Here is a 16,045-nt window from a genome sequence, read left to right as displayed (position 1 = left end):
GGAGCGCCGATTTCCCACGCCACGGCGAAGCCGCATTTTGAAACCCAACCACGATCATCATGAGCAAGTCCACAAGCGCAGGCGGGCCGAGACCGGGCCGGACGCCTAGGGCGACGGCACCCGCGACGCCCTGGCCGCCCACGCGGCCACCTGCGCACGCGAGTCGAAACCCAGCTTCCGCAGGATCCGGTTCACGTGCCCCTCGGCGGTGCGGCGGGAGATGACCAGGCGGTCGGCGATCTCCTGGTTCGACCGGCCGTCCGCGATCAGGGCGGCGACCTGCGCTTCCCGGTCCGTCAGCGGTGTCGGCCGTTCCAGGGACGGCGACGGCGACGGGGACGGCGACGCGCAGCCGTCCCCGAGCGCGTAGGCGATCGCCTCCTTCAAGCCGAGTTCGGCGCCGCGCCGGAAGGCGGCTTCGTACGGGCCGTCCCCCAGCGCGCGGCGGGTCCGCGTCACGCATTCGCCGTGCGGGGCGCCGAAGTGCCGGGAGCCGAACATCGGGAAGCCGACCGCGTCCCAGATCGGCCGGGCGGACCCGAGCATCGTCGCGGCCGGTTCCCAGTGTTCGCGCGCGGCTTCGGTCCACGCCAGCACCTCGATCGCGAGCACGATGCCCAGCAGGTCGTGGAACGTGCTCTTGACGCGCAGGCAGTGGCGCCCGTGCGCGGCCGCCCGGTCGAGGTCGCCGCGTGCCAGCGCGACCATGGCCTGGACGTAGGCCGCGTAGGCGCGCGCCCACTGTTCGCCGTGGGCCGCGCCGATCGCGCACGCCTCTTCGCACAGTTCGGCGGCGCGGTCGAGGTCGCCGAGGAAGACCGACACGACGGCGAGTTCGATGCCGGCCAGCAGCACGGTGCTGTTGAGCTCGCCGAGCCGCCGGTAGCGGGCCTGCGCTTCCTCGAGCAGGGTCTTCGCGTCGGCGACGTCGTCTCCGACCAGCAGGTTGCAGCCGAGGCGGTGGGTCGCGTACGCCAGCGCGACGTCGTCGCCGGCTCGCCGCGCGTAGGCACGGCATTCCTCCAGCATCGCGACCGCCACGTCCTTGTCGCCCTGCACGGTGGCGACGTACCCGTTGACCCACAACGCTTTCGCTCGTGCTTCGCCGGGTTCGACGGCGAGCGCGAGGGCGCGGTCGAGCCAGTGGCGGCCTTCGCCGAACACCCCGCAGCCCGCCCAGTAGAACCACAGGGCCGAGGCGAGCCGGAGGCCGGTCTCGACCTCGCCCGGCACCGTCAGGCTGTAGTCCAGCGCCGCGCGCAGGTTCGCGTGTTCCCGGCGCATGCGCCGGAAGATGCCCGCCTGCTCCGGGCCGAACCACGCGCGTTCACTCCGCACGGCGAGGGCGAGGTAGTGGTCCCGCATCCGCCGCCGGACCGCCGCCGTCTCCCCGGACCCCGCCAGCTTGTCGCGGCCGAACTGCCGCAACGGCTCCAGCAGCCGGAACCGTTGCCGGTCGCCGTCCGTTTCCCGGACCAGCACGGACTTCTCCACCAGCCCGGCGAGCCGGTCCGGCAGCTCGCCGACGGGCAGCCCGTCGCCGGCGCAGACGCGCTCGGCCGCCGCCAGGTCGAAGCCGCCGGCGAACACCGACGCCCGGGCCCACAGGTGCCGTTCGGCCGGGCCGCACAAGGCGAAACTCCAGTCGATGGCGGCCAGCAGCGTCTGGTGGCGGGGTTCTCCGCCGCGTTTCACCGTTCCAGGCAGCCGGAAGCAGTCGCCCAGCCCGGCTTCCAGCTCCGCCAGCGTGAGGACCCGCAGCCGCACGGCCGCGAGCTCGATGGCCAGCGGGATGCCGGCCAGCAGGCGGCACACCTCGGCGACGCGATCCTGATTCTCCGCCGTGACGGCGAAACCCGGCACGACCGCGGCCGCGCGTTCGGCGAACAACGTCAGGGCCGGGTAGCGCAGCCAGCCGCCGCCGGGCAGCGGGCACCCGGGTTCCGGCAGCGGCAACGGGGAAACCGGCCAGAGGTGCTCGCCGGCCAGCGCGAGCCGTTCCCGGCTGGTCGCGAGCAGCCGGAGGCCGGGGGCGGCCCGCAGCAGGTCGTGCGCGAGCGTCGCACAGCCGTCCAGGAGGTGCTCGCAGTTGTCCAGGATCACCAGCAGCCGCCGGTCCCGCACGTGCCCGGCGAGCCGGACCGCGGCCGGCCGGCCGGTTTCGTCGGGCACGCCCAGCGCTTCCAGGACGGTGTGCGCCACGAGCGCCGGGTCCTCGAGCCCGGCGAGCTCGGCCAGCCAGACGCCGTCGGGGAACGCGCGGGACAGCCCGGCCGCGGTCTGCACGGCCAGCCGCGTCTTGCCGACTCCGCCCACGCCGGTCAGGGTCACCAGCCGGGCCTCGGCCAGCAGGTGTTTCACCTCGCCGACTTCGCGCTTGCGTCCCACGAAACTCGTGGTGTCCGCAGGCAGGTTTCCCCTCCCGCACGCCGCACCGGCCTTGCCCACCACTGAACCGTAGGGAGGACGTCACGAGCGGTCAATGCGACCGGGCGGGAGTCCCTCGGAGGAAGCAACCCCCAGGCCTCACCGGGCGGAAGTGGCCGGTCGCGGCAGCGGGTCGTCCGAGGGGGAGACGACCCGGAGGAGGGGACGCGACCGGCCGGGCACCATCTGCTTGGACCTCCCGCGGTCTTCGACGGCCCGTCCGAGCGTGCTCCCGGCGGCTCCGCGCCGCACCCGTACAAGTACCTCACTCCATACCTGTTTCATCGTCACTCACCGCACCCGGCGGGCTACTTTCAGCGCAAGGTGAGCGGGGTTTCGGCCGCGAGGCGGGTCAGTTTCGCCGGGTTGCGGACGTAGTAGAGGCCGGAGATGCGGCCGTCGTCGAACCGGACCGCCATCACGCCGTCGAGCTCTCCGTCCAGGCGCACGACGAAGCCCGGGTTGCCGTTGACCGTCGTGGGGTCGACGGTGATCCGCTCGGTCGTCTTGCCGAGGCCGCCGAGGATGAAGCGGACCACCTTGCCGGCACCGGAAACCGGGCGCAGCGCGGCCTGCTTGATCCCGCCGCCGTCACCGACGACGACCACGTCGGGCGCGAGGACGTCGAGCAAGCCCTGCAGGTCCCGGCCTTCCAGCGCGCGCCGGAACGAATCCAGCACTGCCCGGGTTTCGCGCGCGGAGACCGTCTCGCGCGGGCGGCGCGCGTCGACGTGCCGCCGCGCGCGGTGCGCTATCTGCCGGACGGCCGCGGGCGTCTTGCCGACGGCGTCGGCGATTTCGTCGTAGCCGACGTCGAAGACCTCGCGCAGCACGAACACGGCCCGCTCGGTCGGCGCGAGCGTCTCGAGGACGAGCATCAGTGCCATCGAGACGCTCTCGGCCAGCTCGACGTCCTCGGCCACGTCCGGCGTGGTGAGCAGCGGCTCGGGCAGCCACGGGCCGACGTAGGCCTCCTTGCGGCGCTTCATCGTGCGCAGCCGGTTGAGCGCCAGCCGGGTCGTGATCCGGACCAGGTAGGCGCGCTCGTCGCGCACGTCGGCCTGGTCGACCTTCACCCAGCGCAGCCAGGTTTCCTGGAGCACGTCCTCGGCGTCGGCCGCCGAACCGAGCATTTCGTAGGCGACGGTGAAGAGCAGGTTCCGGTGGGCGACGAAGGTTTCCGTGGCGTGGTCGCTCAAGAGCCGCTCCTTTCGCGGTCGCCGGTCACGCGGGTGGCGGTCCATCGTGATTCTCCTTTTCGGTTCGGCCTCAAGACACCGCCCGCCGGGACGCTGTGACATGACCTGGGTCACTTGATTCTGTACCTACTAGTATGTACATTCAGTCGCCATGGGCACCAGGGACCAGCTGATCGACAGCACCCGCGAGCTGTTGTGGGAACGGGGTTACGTCGGCACGAGCCCGAAGGCCATCCAGCAGCGGGCCGGCGCCGGCCAGGGCAGCATGTACCACCACTTCGCCGGCAAGAAGGAGCTGGCGCTGGCCGCCGTGCGACGCAGCGCCGACGTCCTGCTGGCCGCCGCCGACGAGCAGCTGCACGGGCCCGGCACCGCCGTCGACCGGATCACCGCGTACCTGCGGCGCGAGCGCGAAGTGCTCAAGGGCTGCCCGATCGGGAGGCTCACCCAGGATCCCGACATCGTGGCCGATCCCCTCCTGCGCGCCCCGGTGGACGAGACGCTGACCGGCCTGCGCGCGCGGCTGGCCGAGGTGCTCGACGAAGGCCGGGCCGCGGGGGAACTGCCCGGCACGACGGACGCCGCCGCGCTGGCCGCCACGATCGTCGCCGTGCTGCAAGGCGGGTACGTGCTGGCCCGCGCCGCGAACGCGCCCGAACCGTTCGACCAAGCCGTTTCCGGCGTGCTCTCACTGCTCGCCGCCCTCTGACGCTTTCAGGAGTACTCCGTGAACTTCCCAGCCACCGCCGATGTGGTCACCGGCAGCGCGTGGATCACCCCGCTCGCCGCTCCCGAAGGCGTTTCGCGCACCCGGGTCGACCGCGTGCAGTTCGCACCCGGCGCCCGCACGCACTGGCACCGGCACCCGCTCGGTCAGGTCCTCGTCGTCACCGAAGGCACCGGTTACGTGCAACGCCGGGGCGGCCCGGCGACGCTGATCAGGGCGGGCGAAACGGTCCGCGTCGCGGCCGGCGAATGGCACTGGCACGGCGCGACGGACACGACGTCGATGACCCACCTGGCGATCGAGGAGATCCCGGGCGACGGCACCCCGGCCGAGATCGGCGAACCGGCCGCCGCTCCCGCTGTCACGCGCACGATCGTGCTGGACCAGCAGCTGCCCGAACCCCGCGTGGTCGGCCACGTCGAGGTCCGCCGCATCACCATCGCCCCCCACCACAGCCCCGGCCCGCACACCCACAACGGCCCGGTCTTCGGCAGCATCGAGGCCGGCTCCGCCGTCTACCAGATCGAGGGCGAACCCGAGACGGTCCTGACGCCCGGAGACGTCTTCTACGAGCCGGAAGCGACCCGCATCGCACGGTTCGACGCCCAGGGCGACGGGGTCACGTTCCTCGCCCACTTCCCCGTCGGCCCCGGCGAAACCCCGCGCCTGGACCCGGTCGAAAACTGACGCGATGTCCGGTTGAAGTTTCACCAGGTGACGGTATAGCCTGTTGCTCCGGGAGCGCTCCCATAAGCCACCGCTCGATCATCCGAGAATGGAGGCTCATCCATGCGCACGCCCACCTCCCGGTCCGTCCCCACACGGCGGAGCGTCATCGCAGTGATCACCGGCGTCCTGGCCGGCCTGTTCCTCTGGGCCCCGCCGGCCTCCGCGCACGGCACCATCGTCAGCCCCGCCACCCGCGCCTACCAGTGCTGGAAGGACTGGGGCAACCAGCACACGAACCCCGCGATGCAGCAGCAGGACCCCATGTGCTGGCAGGCTTTCCAGGCCAACGCCGACACCATGTGGAACTGGATGAGCGCCCTGCGGGACGGCCTCCACGGGAACTTCCAGGGATCGACCCCCGACGGCCAGCTGTGCAGCAACGCCCTCGCGCGCAACAACTCCCTCAACACCACCGGCCAGTGGCGGACCACCAGCATCGGCAGCAGCTTCTCGATGCACCTGTACGACCAGGCCAGCCACGGCGCCGACTACATCCGCGTGTACGTCAGCAAGAACGGGTACGACCCCGCCACGCAGCGCCTCGGCTGGGGCAACCTCGACCTCATCACGCAGACGGGCAAGTACGCGCCGGCGAAGGACATCACGTTCGACGTCCAGACCTCCGGCGGTTACCGCGGACACCACGTCATCTTCACGATCTGGCAGGCTTCGCACCAGGACCAGACCTACATGTGGTGCAGTGACGTGAACTTCGGCTAGCACGCTGACCGGGTACGTCGTGAACGACTCTTTCCTGGCCTGCGAGGTCAGGAAAGAGTCGTTCACGATTTTCCCCAACCAGCCGCGCGAATCGGTACGGAATCACCAGCCAAAAGGGGTCGCGCACTGCGGCATTCGGGTGAGACTTGTAACTGTGCGTCAGTGCGCGACGAGTCTTCTGGTATCCGTGCGCGGAACACCAGCGTCCCTGGCGGCCGGCACGCAAGACCCGGGGAGGCGTCATGGTCGTCATCGGCACGTGGAACCTGGAAAACCTGTTCCGGCCCGGCGGAGCCGGCCATCCGGCTCCGCCGGTCTACGACGCCAAGCTGGAGGCCCTGCGGAGCACCATCACGACGATCGGCCCGGACGTGCTGGCCGTGCAGGAAGTCGGCGACCCGGAGGCGCTGAAGGAACTCGCCGAGCGGCTGCCCGGAGAATGGCACACGGTGTGCTCGCAGCACCCGGACTCACGCGAGATCCGGGTCGGCTTCCTCTCCCGCCTGCCGCTGACCGTCGTCTCCGACACCGTGGCGCTGCCGGCGAAGCTGGCGCCGATCCAGGTCGCCGACCCGCCCGCCCAGCTCAGCGGCGGGCTCGGCCGCGGCGTGCTGACCGTCAGCGTGGAACTCGCCGCCGGCGGCAGCCTCACCCTGATCACCTGCCACCTGAAGTCCAAGCTGCTGTCCTACCCGGGAAACCGGTTCTTCCCGCACGACGAAGGCGAACGCGCCCGCTATGGCGCCTACGCCCTCTACCGCCGGACCGCCGAAGCCGCCGCCGTCCGCGAACTGGCCACCACCGCCCTCGAGCAGGGCGACGGGAAACGCGTCATCGTGCTCGGCGACCTCAACGACGAAGCCACCGCGGCCACCACCCAGATCCTGAGCGGCCCACCGGGCTCGGAGATCGGCACCGGCGGCTTCGAGCGTGACGACACCGGCGACCGTCTCCGCCTGTGGAACCTCGCCCCGCTGATCCCCGACGCCGAGCGCTACTCCCGCGTCAACCACGGCCGCCGCGAACTGATCGACCACATCTTCGCCAGCCACGCGCTCGTCGCGCCGCTGCCCGAAGTCCACGTCCGCCACGACCACGACCTGCCCTCGGTCACCGAAGAGCCGTCCGCGCACGTGAGCAAGCCGGGCTCCGACCACGCCCCGGTCTTCGCTTCCTTCCCCCTGGCCGGCTAGGTCATTTCTTCTCCGGCGCGGTCCGCATCCGGCTGAAGTAGAGCTGCGTGAGCGGGAGGGGCACGAGCGAACCCACCACCACGACGAAGAACATGGGCCACAACAGGTTCAGCACCATCAACAGGACACTGACCGCGACCAGCGCGGCGAACCAGCCGAAGAGGGCGATCACGAACCAGCGGACCTTGCGTTTGACGAACGCCACCTGCTCCGGGTCCTCGGGGACGGGCGCCGCCGCGGGCTGAGCCGCGACCCGCAGGTTCAGCGCGTAGGCTGGCACGGCGTAGGGCGGCTCGCGCCAGCGGCCGTGCGGGAAGAGCACCACCATGTCGCGGTCGGTGCCGCCGATCCAGGCCCGCCGGTTCGGCTCGTGCTTCAACGGCGCCGCGCCGTGTGACGACGTGGCCGCGCGCAGCGTGATCGTCGTGCCGTCGCGGTATCGGACGTTGATGTCCGGCAGGTGCCTGTTCGAGCGCATCGGCTTGTCCGGCACGACGGTCACCGACGCGATCCGCCAGCCGGTGGCGCGGACCGCGCGGGAGCGGCGCCGCCAGTTCACCGCGGCGATGACCGAGAGCACGAGCCCGATCCCGCCGGCGGCCGTCCCCACCGTCAGCACCCAGGTCCAGGCCGGGTCGTCGTTGGTCTCCTCCAGCGTGCGCACCCGGGCGGGGTCGGCCTTGTCGTAGATGACCGTGATCCGCTGCCCCTTGCGGTACGACCGGCCGGAGTCCCAGACGATGTCGGCGAACCGGAGGTCGCCGTACCCGGTGGGGTACGCCACGTCGCCGTACCCCACCGGATACTCCACGTGGATCGTGTCCTCGCCACGGCTGTGCTTGTAGACGCCCAGCACCTCGCCGGTCACGCGCGTCCCGGTCTTCAGCAGGTGGTCGGCCGACGCGCTCATCGCGACGAATCCCGCGACCACCCCCGCGAGCACAGCCAGCCAGCCGAGCACGAGCCCCACCGAGCGCACCACCAGCGGCCGCAACCGGGCGGTCTCGACGTCGAGGTCGACCTGCCCCTGGCCGTCGCGTTCGGTCAGCGGCGGCAGCCAGTGCTCGTGCTCGGCGACCAGCGAGGCGCGCTGCCGGTCGTGGCGCCGCCCGAGGGCGACGCAGCCGAGCATCAGCGCGACGGCCAGGGCGAGGACCAGAATCTCGCCCGTGAGCTCGCCGTCGGCGAAGACGTACCCGGGAGCGCTCAGCGCGTAGCTCGTCCCTGCCGCGTCACCGAGCGCGGCCATGCCGAAGACGATCGCTCCGGCCAGAAAGGTGTTCTGCCACCGGCGGTGCTTCGTCGCATCCCGGTCCATCCCCAGCGTCATCGCCTCAGCGTAGACCCGGGAAACAGGCCGTGACCTGCGATCAATCAGACACCGGACGAAGGCAACCCCACGGGCCCGCCAAGCGTGCAAGCGAGCACTGCCCACCCCTTCGGCAGGGATCCCTGCCGAAGGGGTGGCGCGGGTCAGCGCTGCAGCGTCAGGACGCCCGGCCGCCACGGCAGCTGGTCGTACGGGCCGCCTGCGCTGGGGGACTTGCCCTGGTACAGCAACTGCAGGTTGCAGGGGTCGACGGTCATGGTCTGGTCCGGGTTGGACCGGACCAGGTCACCGTGGCTGATGTCGTTGGTCCAGTTCGCGCCGCTGTTCGCCTTGCCCGCGAAGGGGTTGCTTTCGCTGGCGGCCTGCGGCGTCCAGGAACCACTCAGGCTGCTGGCCGTGAACGAGCGGAAGTAGCGCCCGCCCGAGCCCATTGCCTCGACGATCATCAGGTACTGGTTCTGGCCCTGGACCTTGTAGACCTGGACCGCTTCGAACAGGTTGGCCTGCGAGTCGCTCATGATCGTCGTGTAGTTCGAGCCGAAACTGCCCGGGAAGTTCCCGATCGGCATGCTCGCCCGGTAGATCTTGCCGTTGTCACCGGCGAAGAACAGGTACATGTTCGAGCCGTCGGCGATCAGGGTCTGGTCGATCGGGCCGGTGCCGGAGCCGGAGATGCTGCCCGTGAACAGCGGCTGCGGCGAAGACCAGCCGTTGGGGTTGGTGGGGTCGCTCGACGTGCGGTAGATGAACGGCCAGGCACCCCACTGGTACGCCAGCACCCAGATGTTCTTGGGCGCGAAGTAGAACAGCGTCGGCGCCACCGTGCCCTGGTTCATCCCGGTCTGGCCGGCCGAGGCCATGTCGGACCAGTTCGTGAACGGGGTGAAGGCCATCGAGCCGTACGACGATCCCGAGACGTTCGACGCGTAGACGAGGTGCTTGCCGTTGTAGACGACGTTGGTGAAGTCCTTGAGCGAGACCCACCCGTTCTTCGGCTGTGCCAGCACACCCGTCGAAGACCAGCGGTACGTCGACGGAAGCGAGCAGCCGGTGTTCCCGCCGGTCGTGGTGGTGGTCGTCGTCGGCGGGGGCGTGGTCGACAGGCCCGTCCACTGCTGGTTGCTGCCGCCGTTGCACGTCCAGATCTCCACGGCGGTGCCGTTGGCCGTACCGGCGCCGGTGACATCCAGGCAGAGCCCGGACTGCACCCCGACCACCGTGCCGTCGGCGTTCACCCGCCACTGCTGGTTGGCCCCGCCGTGACAGGTCCAGATCTGCACCCGGGTACCGGCGCTGGTCGCGCTCCCGGGCACGTCCAGGCACTTGTTGCCGTACACGGTCAACAGGCCGGCTGCCGTCGACGTCCACTGCTGGCCCGCCCCGCCCGAGCAGTCGGAGATCTGCAGGGAGGCACCGTCGTTCTGGCTGCCGTTCGGGACGTCCAGGCACCGGCCCGAACCGACACCGCGCAGTGTTCCGGTGGCGTCGGCCAGCGCCGGGCCGGTGACACCCAGCGTCACCCCCAGGGCGACCGTCACCGCCGCGGCGCTGAGCACGGCGATCAGGCGCCGGCTCCGGCGGCTGATACTTCCTCTGTTCATGACGACCTTCTCCCAGTCCGCTTCGGATCCACTTCCGGTTGCTCCCGCCGTCGCACGGCCAGATCGGCATTCCCTTCAGTGAGCCGACTGTTACCGTTAACACGCGTCGCGCCAGCCTGAACTTCCCGGAGAAGAGTTGTCAATCCACGCGCCGGCGCGCCCGGAGACCTAGGCGCAGGCCGGGCGACCTCGCAGTTCAAGGCCACGATCGTCAGTCCACAAAGGACGAATAGGCTGTGTAAGTTACATTTGCGCGCGTGTCTCCGGCGACGCGGCACGGATGGAGCTGACCACGCTCGCGGCCGCCAGGTACGCCGGCGCCGCCATCGTTGTCGTGCTTGCGACGACCAGCGCCCACAGGGCGACGACGTTCACGGGCAGGTTCGTGAAGGTGACCTTGCGGACCTTCGGTGTCACGGTTTCGATGGCGAACTGCGTCATGGTGTTCCCTTTGCCGGCGCGGACGGGTTCAGGCGGCGAGGAAAGTGGCCACCTGGGTGGCGAAGTCCTTGGCGTGCTGGAAAAGGAACGCGTGACCGGCGTCGCCGTAGATCACGAGGGTGGCGTCGGCCAGGTGCTGGACGGCAACGTAAGCGCTGAGGGCGGGGATCATCGCGTCCCGCATGCCGGTGGCGTAGAGGACGGGGTGGGTGATGGTTTCCAGGTCCGCTCGGGTCCGGTCGAACGAGATTCCCGCGCTCTTGCCGATCGCGCTGAACTGGCTCGTGGCCGCCGCCTCGGAGATCTCGGGGCGCCCGGTGGCCAGCCGGCCTGCCACCCTGGCGAGGTAGGCGTGCCCGGCGGCGCGTCCCGTATCGGTGTCGGGGAAGAAGAGGTACACCAGGTCGTCCCCGCTGACCTCGGGCTGTCCCAGGATGGCTCGGACCTTCGGGTCCGGGGCCGGTGCGCCCGGCACCCGACCGTCCAGGTTGCTGGCCGCGAGGACCAGCTTGCGGACCAGTTCGGGCCGGCGGCGCGTCACGTACTGGGCGACGATGCCGCCGAGGGTCCAGCCGAGCAGGTCCACCCGCGTCAGGCCCAGGGCCTCGATGAACTCGATGGCGCCGTCGGCGAAGCCTTCGACGGAGTCGCGCGGGGTGCCGGTGCTGTAGCCGACTCCGATGTCGTCGAACACGATGACGTCGTGCTCGGCGGCCAGGTGGTCCAGGAACTCCGGGTCCCACCAGTCGATGGTGCCCCGGAGCCGGTTCAGCAGGATCAGCGGGACACCGCCGCGGGGGCCGAGGCGCCGGTAGGCGAAGGTCGCGGAAGGACCTTGTACGTAGAGGTTTTCGGCCGTGTCCGCCGTCGTGGTGCTCATGCGGGCAGCCCGTTGAGCTTGCGGATCTGCCGGTCGAAGATCCCGGCGGGAGCGAGGCGGCGCAGGGTGTGGACGCGTCCGCTTTGCCCGGCGGCGTAACGCAGCTTCGGCTTGACGTCGGTGGCGGCCGCGACGATGGCCTTGGCGACGATGGCGGGGTCGTCGCCGTTCTTCACCGCTTCCGCCATCTGCTGCTCGAAAGCGCGCCGCTGCCGGGCGTAGATCGGCAGCGGGTGGTCGGGCTGGGTGGCGTTGGCTTCGAAGGAGGTGTTCGTCCAGGCGGGCTCGACCAGCAGGACCCGCACGCCGTGCTCGCGGACCTCGTGGTCCAGGGACTCCGAGTAGCCCTCGATCGCGTGCTTGGACGCGGCGTAGACGGCCATGTAGGGCATCGGGATGAACCCGACGATGGATGAGATGTTGACGATCCGGCCGCTGCGCCGGGACCGCATGTGCGACAGGACGGCCTTCGTCATCCGCAGGACGCCGAAGACGTTGATGTCGAACACTTTCCGGTCCTGCGCGAGCGAGCTTTCCTCGGCGGCGCCGCCGGAGCCGAAGCCGGCGTTGTTGACCAGGACGTCGATCCGGCCGAACCGCTCGATCACCTCCCCGACCGCGGCGGTGACCGAGTCGTCGTCGGCGACGTCGAGGTCGATGAACGTGACGCCCGGCAGTGGACCGGCTTTGGCGGCGTCACGGCTGGTGCCGACCACGTCGTAGCCGGCTTCGACCAGCGCGAGGGCGGCGGCTTTGCCGATGCCGGAGGACGCGCCCGTCACCAGCGCTACCGGTTTGTTCGTTGTCATTGCGGGTCTCCTGATTGTCGCGGGGGGGGTTAGCGGTCGAGGAAGGTGGTGACCTCGGTGCCGAACTGGACGGCGTACTGGAAGAGGAACCCGTGACCGGCGTTCGGGTAGATGTGCAGCTGGGCGTCGGGCAGGCCCTTGGCCAGCAGGCGGGAGTTGGCCGGCGGCATCAGGATGTCGCTGTCGCCGTCGGCGACCAGGACCGGCTGGAACAGCGCTTCGAGACGCACCAGCTTGGACTTGTCGGGGATGCCCCAGTCGGACCACGCGGTGAGCTGTTCGTCGCGGGTGGCGAGACTCGCGGGGGCGTCGGGTTCGGCGGCGCGCTGCCCGAGGCGGTGCAGGAACTCGGTTCCCGCGGCCTGGCTGGTGGCGGTGTTCTTGAAGAACAGGAAAAGGAAGTCCGCGGGACCGGGGTCGTCCTTCAGGGCGCCGGCCAGCACCTTGGGGTCGGTGGCGCGCTGATCCACGCCACCCTGGGGGCCGGTACCGGCCAGGACGACACGACGGACCTGCCAGGGGCGGCGCAGGGCGACCTCCTGGGCGACCTCGCCGCCGAGGGAGAAGCCGAACAGGTCGTAGCGGGGCAGCTTGAGCGCGTCGATGAACGCGAGGGCGTCCAGGCTCATCTGCTGGACGGTGCCGGGGGTCGTGCCGGTGGAGCCGCCGACGCCGACGTTGTCCACGAGGATGACTTCGCGCTTGGCGGCGATGGTGTCGACGAGCAGGGGGTCCCAGTTGTCGAGGGTGCCGCGGTAGTGCTGGAAGAAGACCAGGGGCACGCGGCCGGCGCCGGGGTTGCCGAAGCGGCGGTACTGGTAGGTGACGCCGTTGGCGGCCGTGACGCGCAGGTTGGGCGCGGTGCCGGCGCTCTGCGTCCGGGCGACCGCGCCGGCCGGCCCGGCGCCGGCGGCGGTCGCCGCGCTCGGTGCCGCTCCGGCGACGGCGGCGGCGATCGACACCGCGGCCACCGCCACGGCGGTGCGCCGGGAGACACGGGCGCGGAGTTTCGTTGAGGGCATGGCAATTCCTTGGGTCTGGCCGGTGACTTCCCCGGCGTGAGGGACCGTCGAACCCCGTCGGCGTTGCGTCGACAGAGCCGCTATCCGTTTCACGAACGTATCACCTAGCCGCCATAGCTGCAACAGTGAAGTATCAACTAGTCAGGTACACGTAGCGTTCACGTATCCTCTCCGTGGGGACGAGTCGTGCACCGAGACAGGAGACAGACATGGGCCGAGCACTGCGGGCAGATGCCGAGCGCAGTGTGCGCGCGATCCTGGAGGCGGCCGAGCGGGTCCTCGCCGAGGACCCTTCGGCGTCGATGGAACAGATCGCCGAGGCGGCCGGCCTGACGAGGATCACCGTGCACCGCCGCTTCGCCAACCGGCAGGCGCTCCTGGAGGCACTCGCCGTCTCCGCGAAGCAGCAGCTCATCGACGCGATCGAAGACGCCCGCCCGGCGGCCGCGCCCGCGCTCGTCGCGCTGCACCGGGTGACCGCGAACGTCCTGCGGGTCAAGAGCACGTGGCGGTTCACCCTCAGCCACGCCACTGCGCACACCAGCGCGGCGGCCGCGCTGTGGGCGGAGATCGACGGCCACACCGTCGACCTCATGGTCCGCGCCCAGCGCGAAGGACTCCTCGGGCCCGACGCCGACCTGGACTGGGCGCGCCAGGTGTACTACGCCTTGCTCAGCGAGGCGATCGACAAGCCGGACACCCAGGACCCCGACGACCTGGCCACGCTGGTGATCGACACCCTCCTGCACGGTGCGGGACCACGCGGCTGAGCCGGAACCGATCCAACGCCGCAGCGGCCGGCCGCCGGGTAACGGAGGCACTCCGGGGTTCGACACGTTACCTGCGGGTGCGCGGGCAGTTCGGGACAGTTGTCCGTGACGAACGAGCCCGCACGCCGCATGATCGTTGTGGTCCGACGTCCACCGAATCGCCCCAGGAGCCGTCTCGTGGAAGCTTCACCGAAGGGCGTGCTCGACGCCGATCGGTGGCACGAGGAAGCAACCCGCAAGACCACGCTCGCGATCGTCGCCAAGCTCCAGCCGGCCGGCGTCCTCTTCCAGTTCCTCGGGTCGTTCATCAGCGCGATGGTCGATCCCTACGCCGGCCCGGTGGCCCGGAACATCGTCCTGGGCCTCTCCCTCGCTCACCTGCCCCTCGCCGCGTTGTTCCTGAAGCGGCCCAGTCCGTTCGCGCTGGGCCGCCGCTGGCTGTGGCTGCCGTGCCTGCAGAGCCTGCTGCTCCCCGCCGTCGCGGCTTTCCTCACGGCGACCGATCGCTACGGGGTGGGCGCCTGCACTCCCCTGTGCAACTACGCCGCGCCGACCATCACGTTCTTGACCATGTACGTGCAGGTGATCCCGCTCGCGCTCGCGGCCCGTGTCGTCGTCGAGACGCTGATCGTGGTCGTGCCGGTCGCCCAGCCGCTGGTCCTGCTGCTGCTCATGACGGACCACCCGACGGCCGAAAACCTCATCGCGGTCGGCGCCGGGCAGCTGCAGCTGGTGGTCGGGTACGTGATCGGCCGGGCCGCGGTGGCGGTCTGCCGGGTGGCCGTCGGCGGTCAGACGGAGACCCTGCAACGAAGCTACGACGAGTTCTTCAACTTCCTGCATTCGCACGTCAAGGCGGGGCTGGCCGCGGTGCGCGCGGAACAGCCCGCCATCCCGGCGATGCTGGAGAAGCTGGAGGAGCTGGAGCAGGCGGTCAGCGACCGGCGGATCGACATGCTGTTCATCCGGGACCAGATTCCCCTCGCGGTCGTGATCAGCGAGCGGACCCGGACCTTCACCGGGCGGCTGAAGATCGTCGAGAGCCCGCGGGTCGGAGCGCTCACCGTCGTGCGGCCGATCGGGGCACTGATCAGCAGGGCCCTGGGCGACCTGCTGAAGAACGTCGTCGTGCACGGTGGCGACACGGTGCGCATCCGGTGCTCGGTGCACGATTTCACGAGCGTGACCGTCGAAGTCGTCGACAACGGGCCGGGCTTCGCCGCCGCCGTGCTCGACGACCCGGCCAAGAGCCTGCACCGGCTTCGCGCCGACGCTCGCCGGCTCGGTGGCGACCTCGAGCGGTACACGGACGACGGGGAAACCGGGATGCGGCTCAGCCTGCCGCTGCGGTGAGCCGGCCATTCAGGTGAACGACGGAGACGACGATGCGAGTACTGCTCATCGAGGACACCATCCAGCTCGCCGGCCCGGTCGCCCAGCTGCTGCGCGACGAACACGGGCACGAAGTCGAACTGGCCCGGGATCCACTCGAGGCGCGGAGCTTGGCGGGCCCGTTCGACGTCGTGGTGGTGGACCTGTTGTTCGAGCACCTCAGCCAGGAGTTCGACCGGCGCCGGCTCCGCCGTGAGGTACGGCCGACCCGGGACCGGATGCTGATCACCGGCCTGACGGCGGTGAACGACTTCCGTGCCCGCCCGGATCCCGGCGGCATCGTCCTCTGGACCTCCGGCGAGGCGAACCGCAGGCTGCACCTGTTGTACGCCGAAGAGGAGCTGAAGATCCGCGCGTACTGCTCCAAGAGTTCCGGAACGGGGAAGGCCGATGTGCTCAACGCGGCGATCCTCGCCGCCGCGGCGGGCCGGCCCTACGTCGACCCGGTGCTCAGCGCGTATCTGCCGAGCAGCCACAGCCACCCGATTTCGCAAACGATTTTCCGCGACGAAAAGCACCGGGCGATTTGGCGGGCCATCGCTCTGGGCGCCCATTCACGGGAAGAGATCGCCGAACTGACCGGCCACCCCCGCCGGACGATCGGCAACCTGATGCCCGACCTGCTCGTCCAGCTCCTCACCCTGGACCCCGGGATCCAAGCCGGAAAGCCGCTCAACGAGATCGTCCGGTACGCCAACCGGAACTGGGAGTTCTTCCTCGACGACGCCGTGCGTGCTCGTTTTCCCTGACCGCCGGGGACAGTTGTCCTGGCTGCAGGGTCGACGGTTTATTAGATTCGGGGAGT

15 protein-coding genes are annotated in these 16,045 nt (G+C 70.3%); 7 read left to right on the top strand and 8 right to left on the bottom strand.

Annotation, left to right across the window (positions count from 1 at the left end; translation table 11 throughout):
- Positions 1 to 105 precede the first annotated feature (105 nt).
- Both A3CE_RS0141065 and A3CE_RS0141060 read right to left on the bottom strand, forming a co-directional pair.
- Positions 106 to 2,388, bottom strand: coding sequence for an ATP-binding protein (locus tag A3CE_RS0141065; protein ID WP_020645935.1), 2,283 nt, complete (start codon positions 2,386 to 2,388; stop codon positions 106 to 108).
- Between the two features lie 353 nt (positions 2,389 to 2,741).
- Positions 2,742 to 3,671, bottom strand: coding sequence for an RNA polymerase sigma-70 factor (locus tag A3CE_RS0141060; RefSeq protein ID WP_051183820.1), 930 nt, complete (start codon positions 3,669 to 3,671; stop codon positions 2,742 to 2,744).
- Positions 3,672 to 3,777: 106 nt separating this feature from the next.
- Between A3CE_RS0141060 and A3CE_RS0141055 the strand changes: the two genes are divergently transcribed.
- The 4 genes from A3CE_RS0141055 to A3CE_RS0141040 all read left to right on the top strand — a co-directional run bounded on the left by A3CE_RS0141055 (position 3,778) and on the right by A3CE_RS0141040 (position 6,995).
- Complete coding sequence (locus A3CE_RS0141055) at positions 3,778 to 4,335, top strand: TetR/AcrR family transcriptional regulator (RefSeq protein ID WP_020645933.1); 558 nt, start codon at positions 3,778 to 3,780, stop codon at positions 4,333 to 4,335.
- Between the two features lie 18 nt (positions 4,336 to 4,353).
- Positions 4,354 to 5,040, top strand: coding sequence for a cupin domain-containing protein (locus A3CE_RS0141050; RefSeq protein ID WP_020645932.1), 687 nt, complete (start codon positions 4,354 to 4,356; stop codon positions 5,038 to 5,040).
- Positions 5,041 to 5,142: 102 nt separating this feature from the next.
- A complete protein-coding gene (locus A3CE_RS0141045; RefSeq protein ID WP_084641956.1) occupies positions 5,143 to 5,802 on the top strand; it encodes a lytic polysaccharide monooxygenase auxiliary activity family 9 protein in 660 nt (219 codons plus the stop codon).
- Between the two features lie 242 nt (positions 5,803 to 6,044).
- Positions 6,045 to 6,995: an endonuclease/exonuclease/phosphatase family protein gene (locus A3CE_RS0141040; protein ID WP_020645930.1), complete on the top strand. Its 951-nt coding sequence runs from the start codon at positions 6,045 to 6,047 to the stop codon at positions 6,993 to 6,995.
- Position 6,996: 1 nt separating this feature from the next.
- Here A3CE_RS0141040 and A3CE_RS53745 read toward each other — a convergent pair whose 3' ends face one another.
- The 6 genes from A3CE_RS53745 to A3CE_RS0141010 form a co-directional block, all read right to left on the bottom strand.
- Entirely contained in the window at positions 6,997 to 8,325 is a 1,329-nt protein-coding gene (locus A3CE_RS53745) for a DUF3592 domain-containing protein (RefSeq protein ID WP_020645929.1), read from the bottom strand.
- 143 nt (positions 8,326 to 8,468) lie between these two features.
- Complete coding sequence (locus A3CE_RS0141030; protein ID WP_026469352.1) at positions 8,469 to 9,926, bottom strand: non-reducing end alpha-L-arabinofuranosidase family hydrolase; 1,458 nt, start codon at positions 9,924 to 9,926, stop codon at positions 8,469 to 8,471.
- Between the two features lie 243 nt (positions 9,927 to 10,169).
- Entirely contained in the window at positions 10,170 to 10,367 is a 198-nt protein-coding gene (locus tag A3CE_RS0141025) for a hypothetical protein (protein WP_020645927.1), read from the bottom strand.
- Positions 10,368 to 10,395: 28 nt separating this feature from the next.
- The gene (locus A3CE_RS0141020) at positions 10,396 to 11,247 is read right to left on the bottom strand and encodes an alpha/beta fold hydrolase (protein ID WP_020645926.1); all 852 of its coding nucleotides are present in this window, start codon (positions 11,245 to 11,247) and stop codon (positions 10,396 to 10,398) included.
- Positions 11,244 to 12,056, bottom strand: a complete 813-nt coding sequence (locus A3CE_RS0141015) for an oxidoreductase (protein WP_020645925.1) — start codon at positions 12,054 to 12,056, stop codon at positions 11,244 to 11,246. Before A3CE_RS0141015 ends, A3CE_RS0141020 begins: the two co-directional genes overlap by 4 nt.
- 29 nt (positions 12,057 to 12,085) lie before the next feature.
- Positions 12,086 to 13,078, bottom strand: a complete 993-nt coding sequence (locus A3CE_RS0141010; protein WP_084641955.1) for an alpha/beta fold hydrolase — start codon at positions 13,076 to 13,078, stop codon at positions 12,086 to 12,088.
- A 209-nt stretch (positions 13,079 to 13,287) separates the two neighbouring features.
- Between A3CE_RS0141010 and A3CE_RS0141005 the strand changes: the two genes are divergently transcribed.
- From A3CE_RS0141005 to A3CE_RS0140995, 3 genes are all read left to right on the top strand, one after another.
- The gene (locus A3CE_RS0141005; protein WP_026469351.1) at positions 13,288 to 13,848 is read left to right on the top strand and encodes a TetR/AcrR family transcriptional regulator; all 561 of its coding nucleotides are present in this window, start codon (positions 13,288 to 13,290) and stop codon (positions 13,846 to 13,848) included.
- 177 nt (positions 13,849 to 14,025) lie between these two features.
- On the top strand, positions 14,026 to 15,201 hold the full coding sequence (locus A3CE_RS0141000) for an ATP-binding protein (RefSeq protein ID WP_020645922.1): 1,176 nt from the start codon (positions 14,026 to 14,028) through the stop codon (positions 15,199 to 15,201).
- 32 nt (positions 15,202 to 15,233) lie between these two features.
- Entirely contained in the window at positions 15,234 to 15,989 is a 756-nt protein-coding gene (locus tag A3CE_RS0140995; RefSeq protein ID WP_020645921.1) for a response regulator, read from the top strand.
- The last annotated feature ends 56 nt before the right edge of the window (positions 15,990 to 16,045 follow it).

This window comes from Amycolatopsis balhimycina FH 1894, assembly GCF_000384295.1.
Taxonomy (GTDB): Bacteria; Actinomycetota; Actinomycetes; order Mycobacteriales; family Pseudonocardiaceae; genus Amycolatopsis; species Amycolatopsis balhimycina.
Note: the sequence above shows the minus strand (reverse complement) of the source record. Positions and strands in the feature narration are given on the sequence as shown.

What these genes read in the sequence shown, in the direction of transcription:
- A3CE_RS0141060 (WP_051183820.1), bottom strand. Translation starts at nt 3,671, where the DNA reads ATGGACCGCCACCCGCGTGACCGGCGACCGCGAAAGGAGCGGCTCTTG.
- A3CE_RS0141055 (WP_020645933.1), top strand. Translation starts at nt 3,778, where the DNA reads ATGGGCACCAGGGACCAGCTGATCGACAGCACCCGCGAGCTGTTGTGG.
- A3CE_RS0141045 (WP_084641956.1), top strand. Translation starts at nt 5,143, where the DNA reads ATGCGCACGCCCACCTCCCGGTCCGTCCCCACACGGCGGAGCGTCATC.
- A3CE_RS0141030 (WP_026469352.1), bottom strand. Translation starts at nt 9,926, where the DNA reads ATGAACAGAGGAAGTATCAGCCGCCGGAGCCGGCGCCTGATCGCCGTG.
- A3CE_RS0141025 (WP_020645927.1), bottom strand. Translation starts at nt 10,367, where the DNA reads ATGACGCAGTTCGCCATCGAAACCGTGACACCGAAGGTCCGCAAGGTC.
- A3CE_RS53745 (WP_020645929.1), bottom strand. Translation starts at nt 8,325, where the DNA reads ATGACGCTGGGGATGGACCGGGATGCGACGAAGCACCGCCGGTGGCAG.
- A3CE_RS0141020 (WP_020645926.1), bottom strand. Translation starts at nt 11,247, where the DNA reads ATGAGCACCACGACGGCGGACACGGCCGAAAACCTCTACGTACAAGGT.
- A3CE_RS0141010 (WP_084641955.1), bottom strand. Translation starts at nt 13,078, where the DNA reads ATGCCCTCAACGAAACTCCGCGCCCGTGTCTCCCGGCGCACCGCCGTG.
- A3CE_RS0141015 (WP_020645925.1), bottom strand. Translation starts at nt 12,056, where the DNA reads ATGACAACGAACAAACCGGTAGCGCTGGTGACGGGCGCGTCCTCCGGC.
- A3CE_RS0140995 (WP_020645921.1), top strand. Translation starts at nt 15,234, where the DNA reads ATGCGAGTACTGCTCATCGAGGACACCATCCAGCTCGCCGGCCCGGTC.
- A3CE_RS0141005 (WP_026469351.1), top strand. Translation starts at nt 13,288, where the DNA reads ATGGGCCGAGCACTGCGGGCAGATGCCGAGCGCAGTGTGCGCGCGATC.
- A3CE_RS0141040 (WP_020645930.1), top strand. Translation starts at nt 6,045, where the DNA reads ATGGTCGTCATCGGCACGTGGAACCTGGAAAACCTGTTCCGGCCCGGC.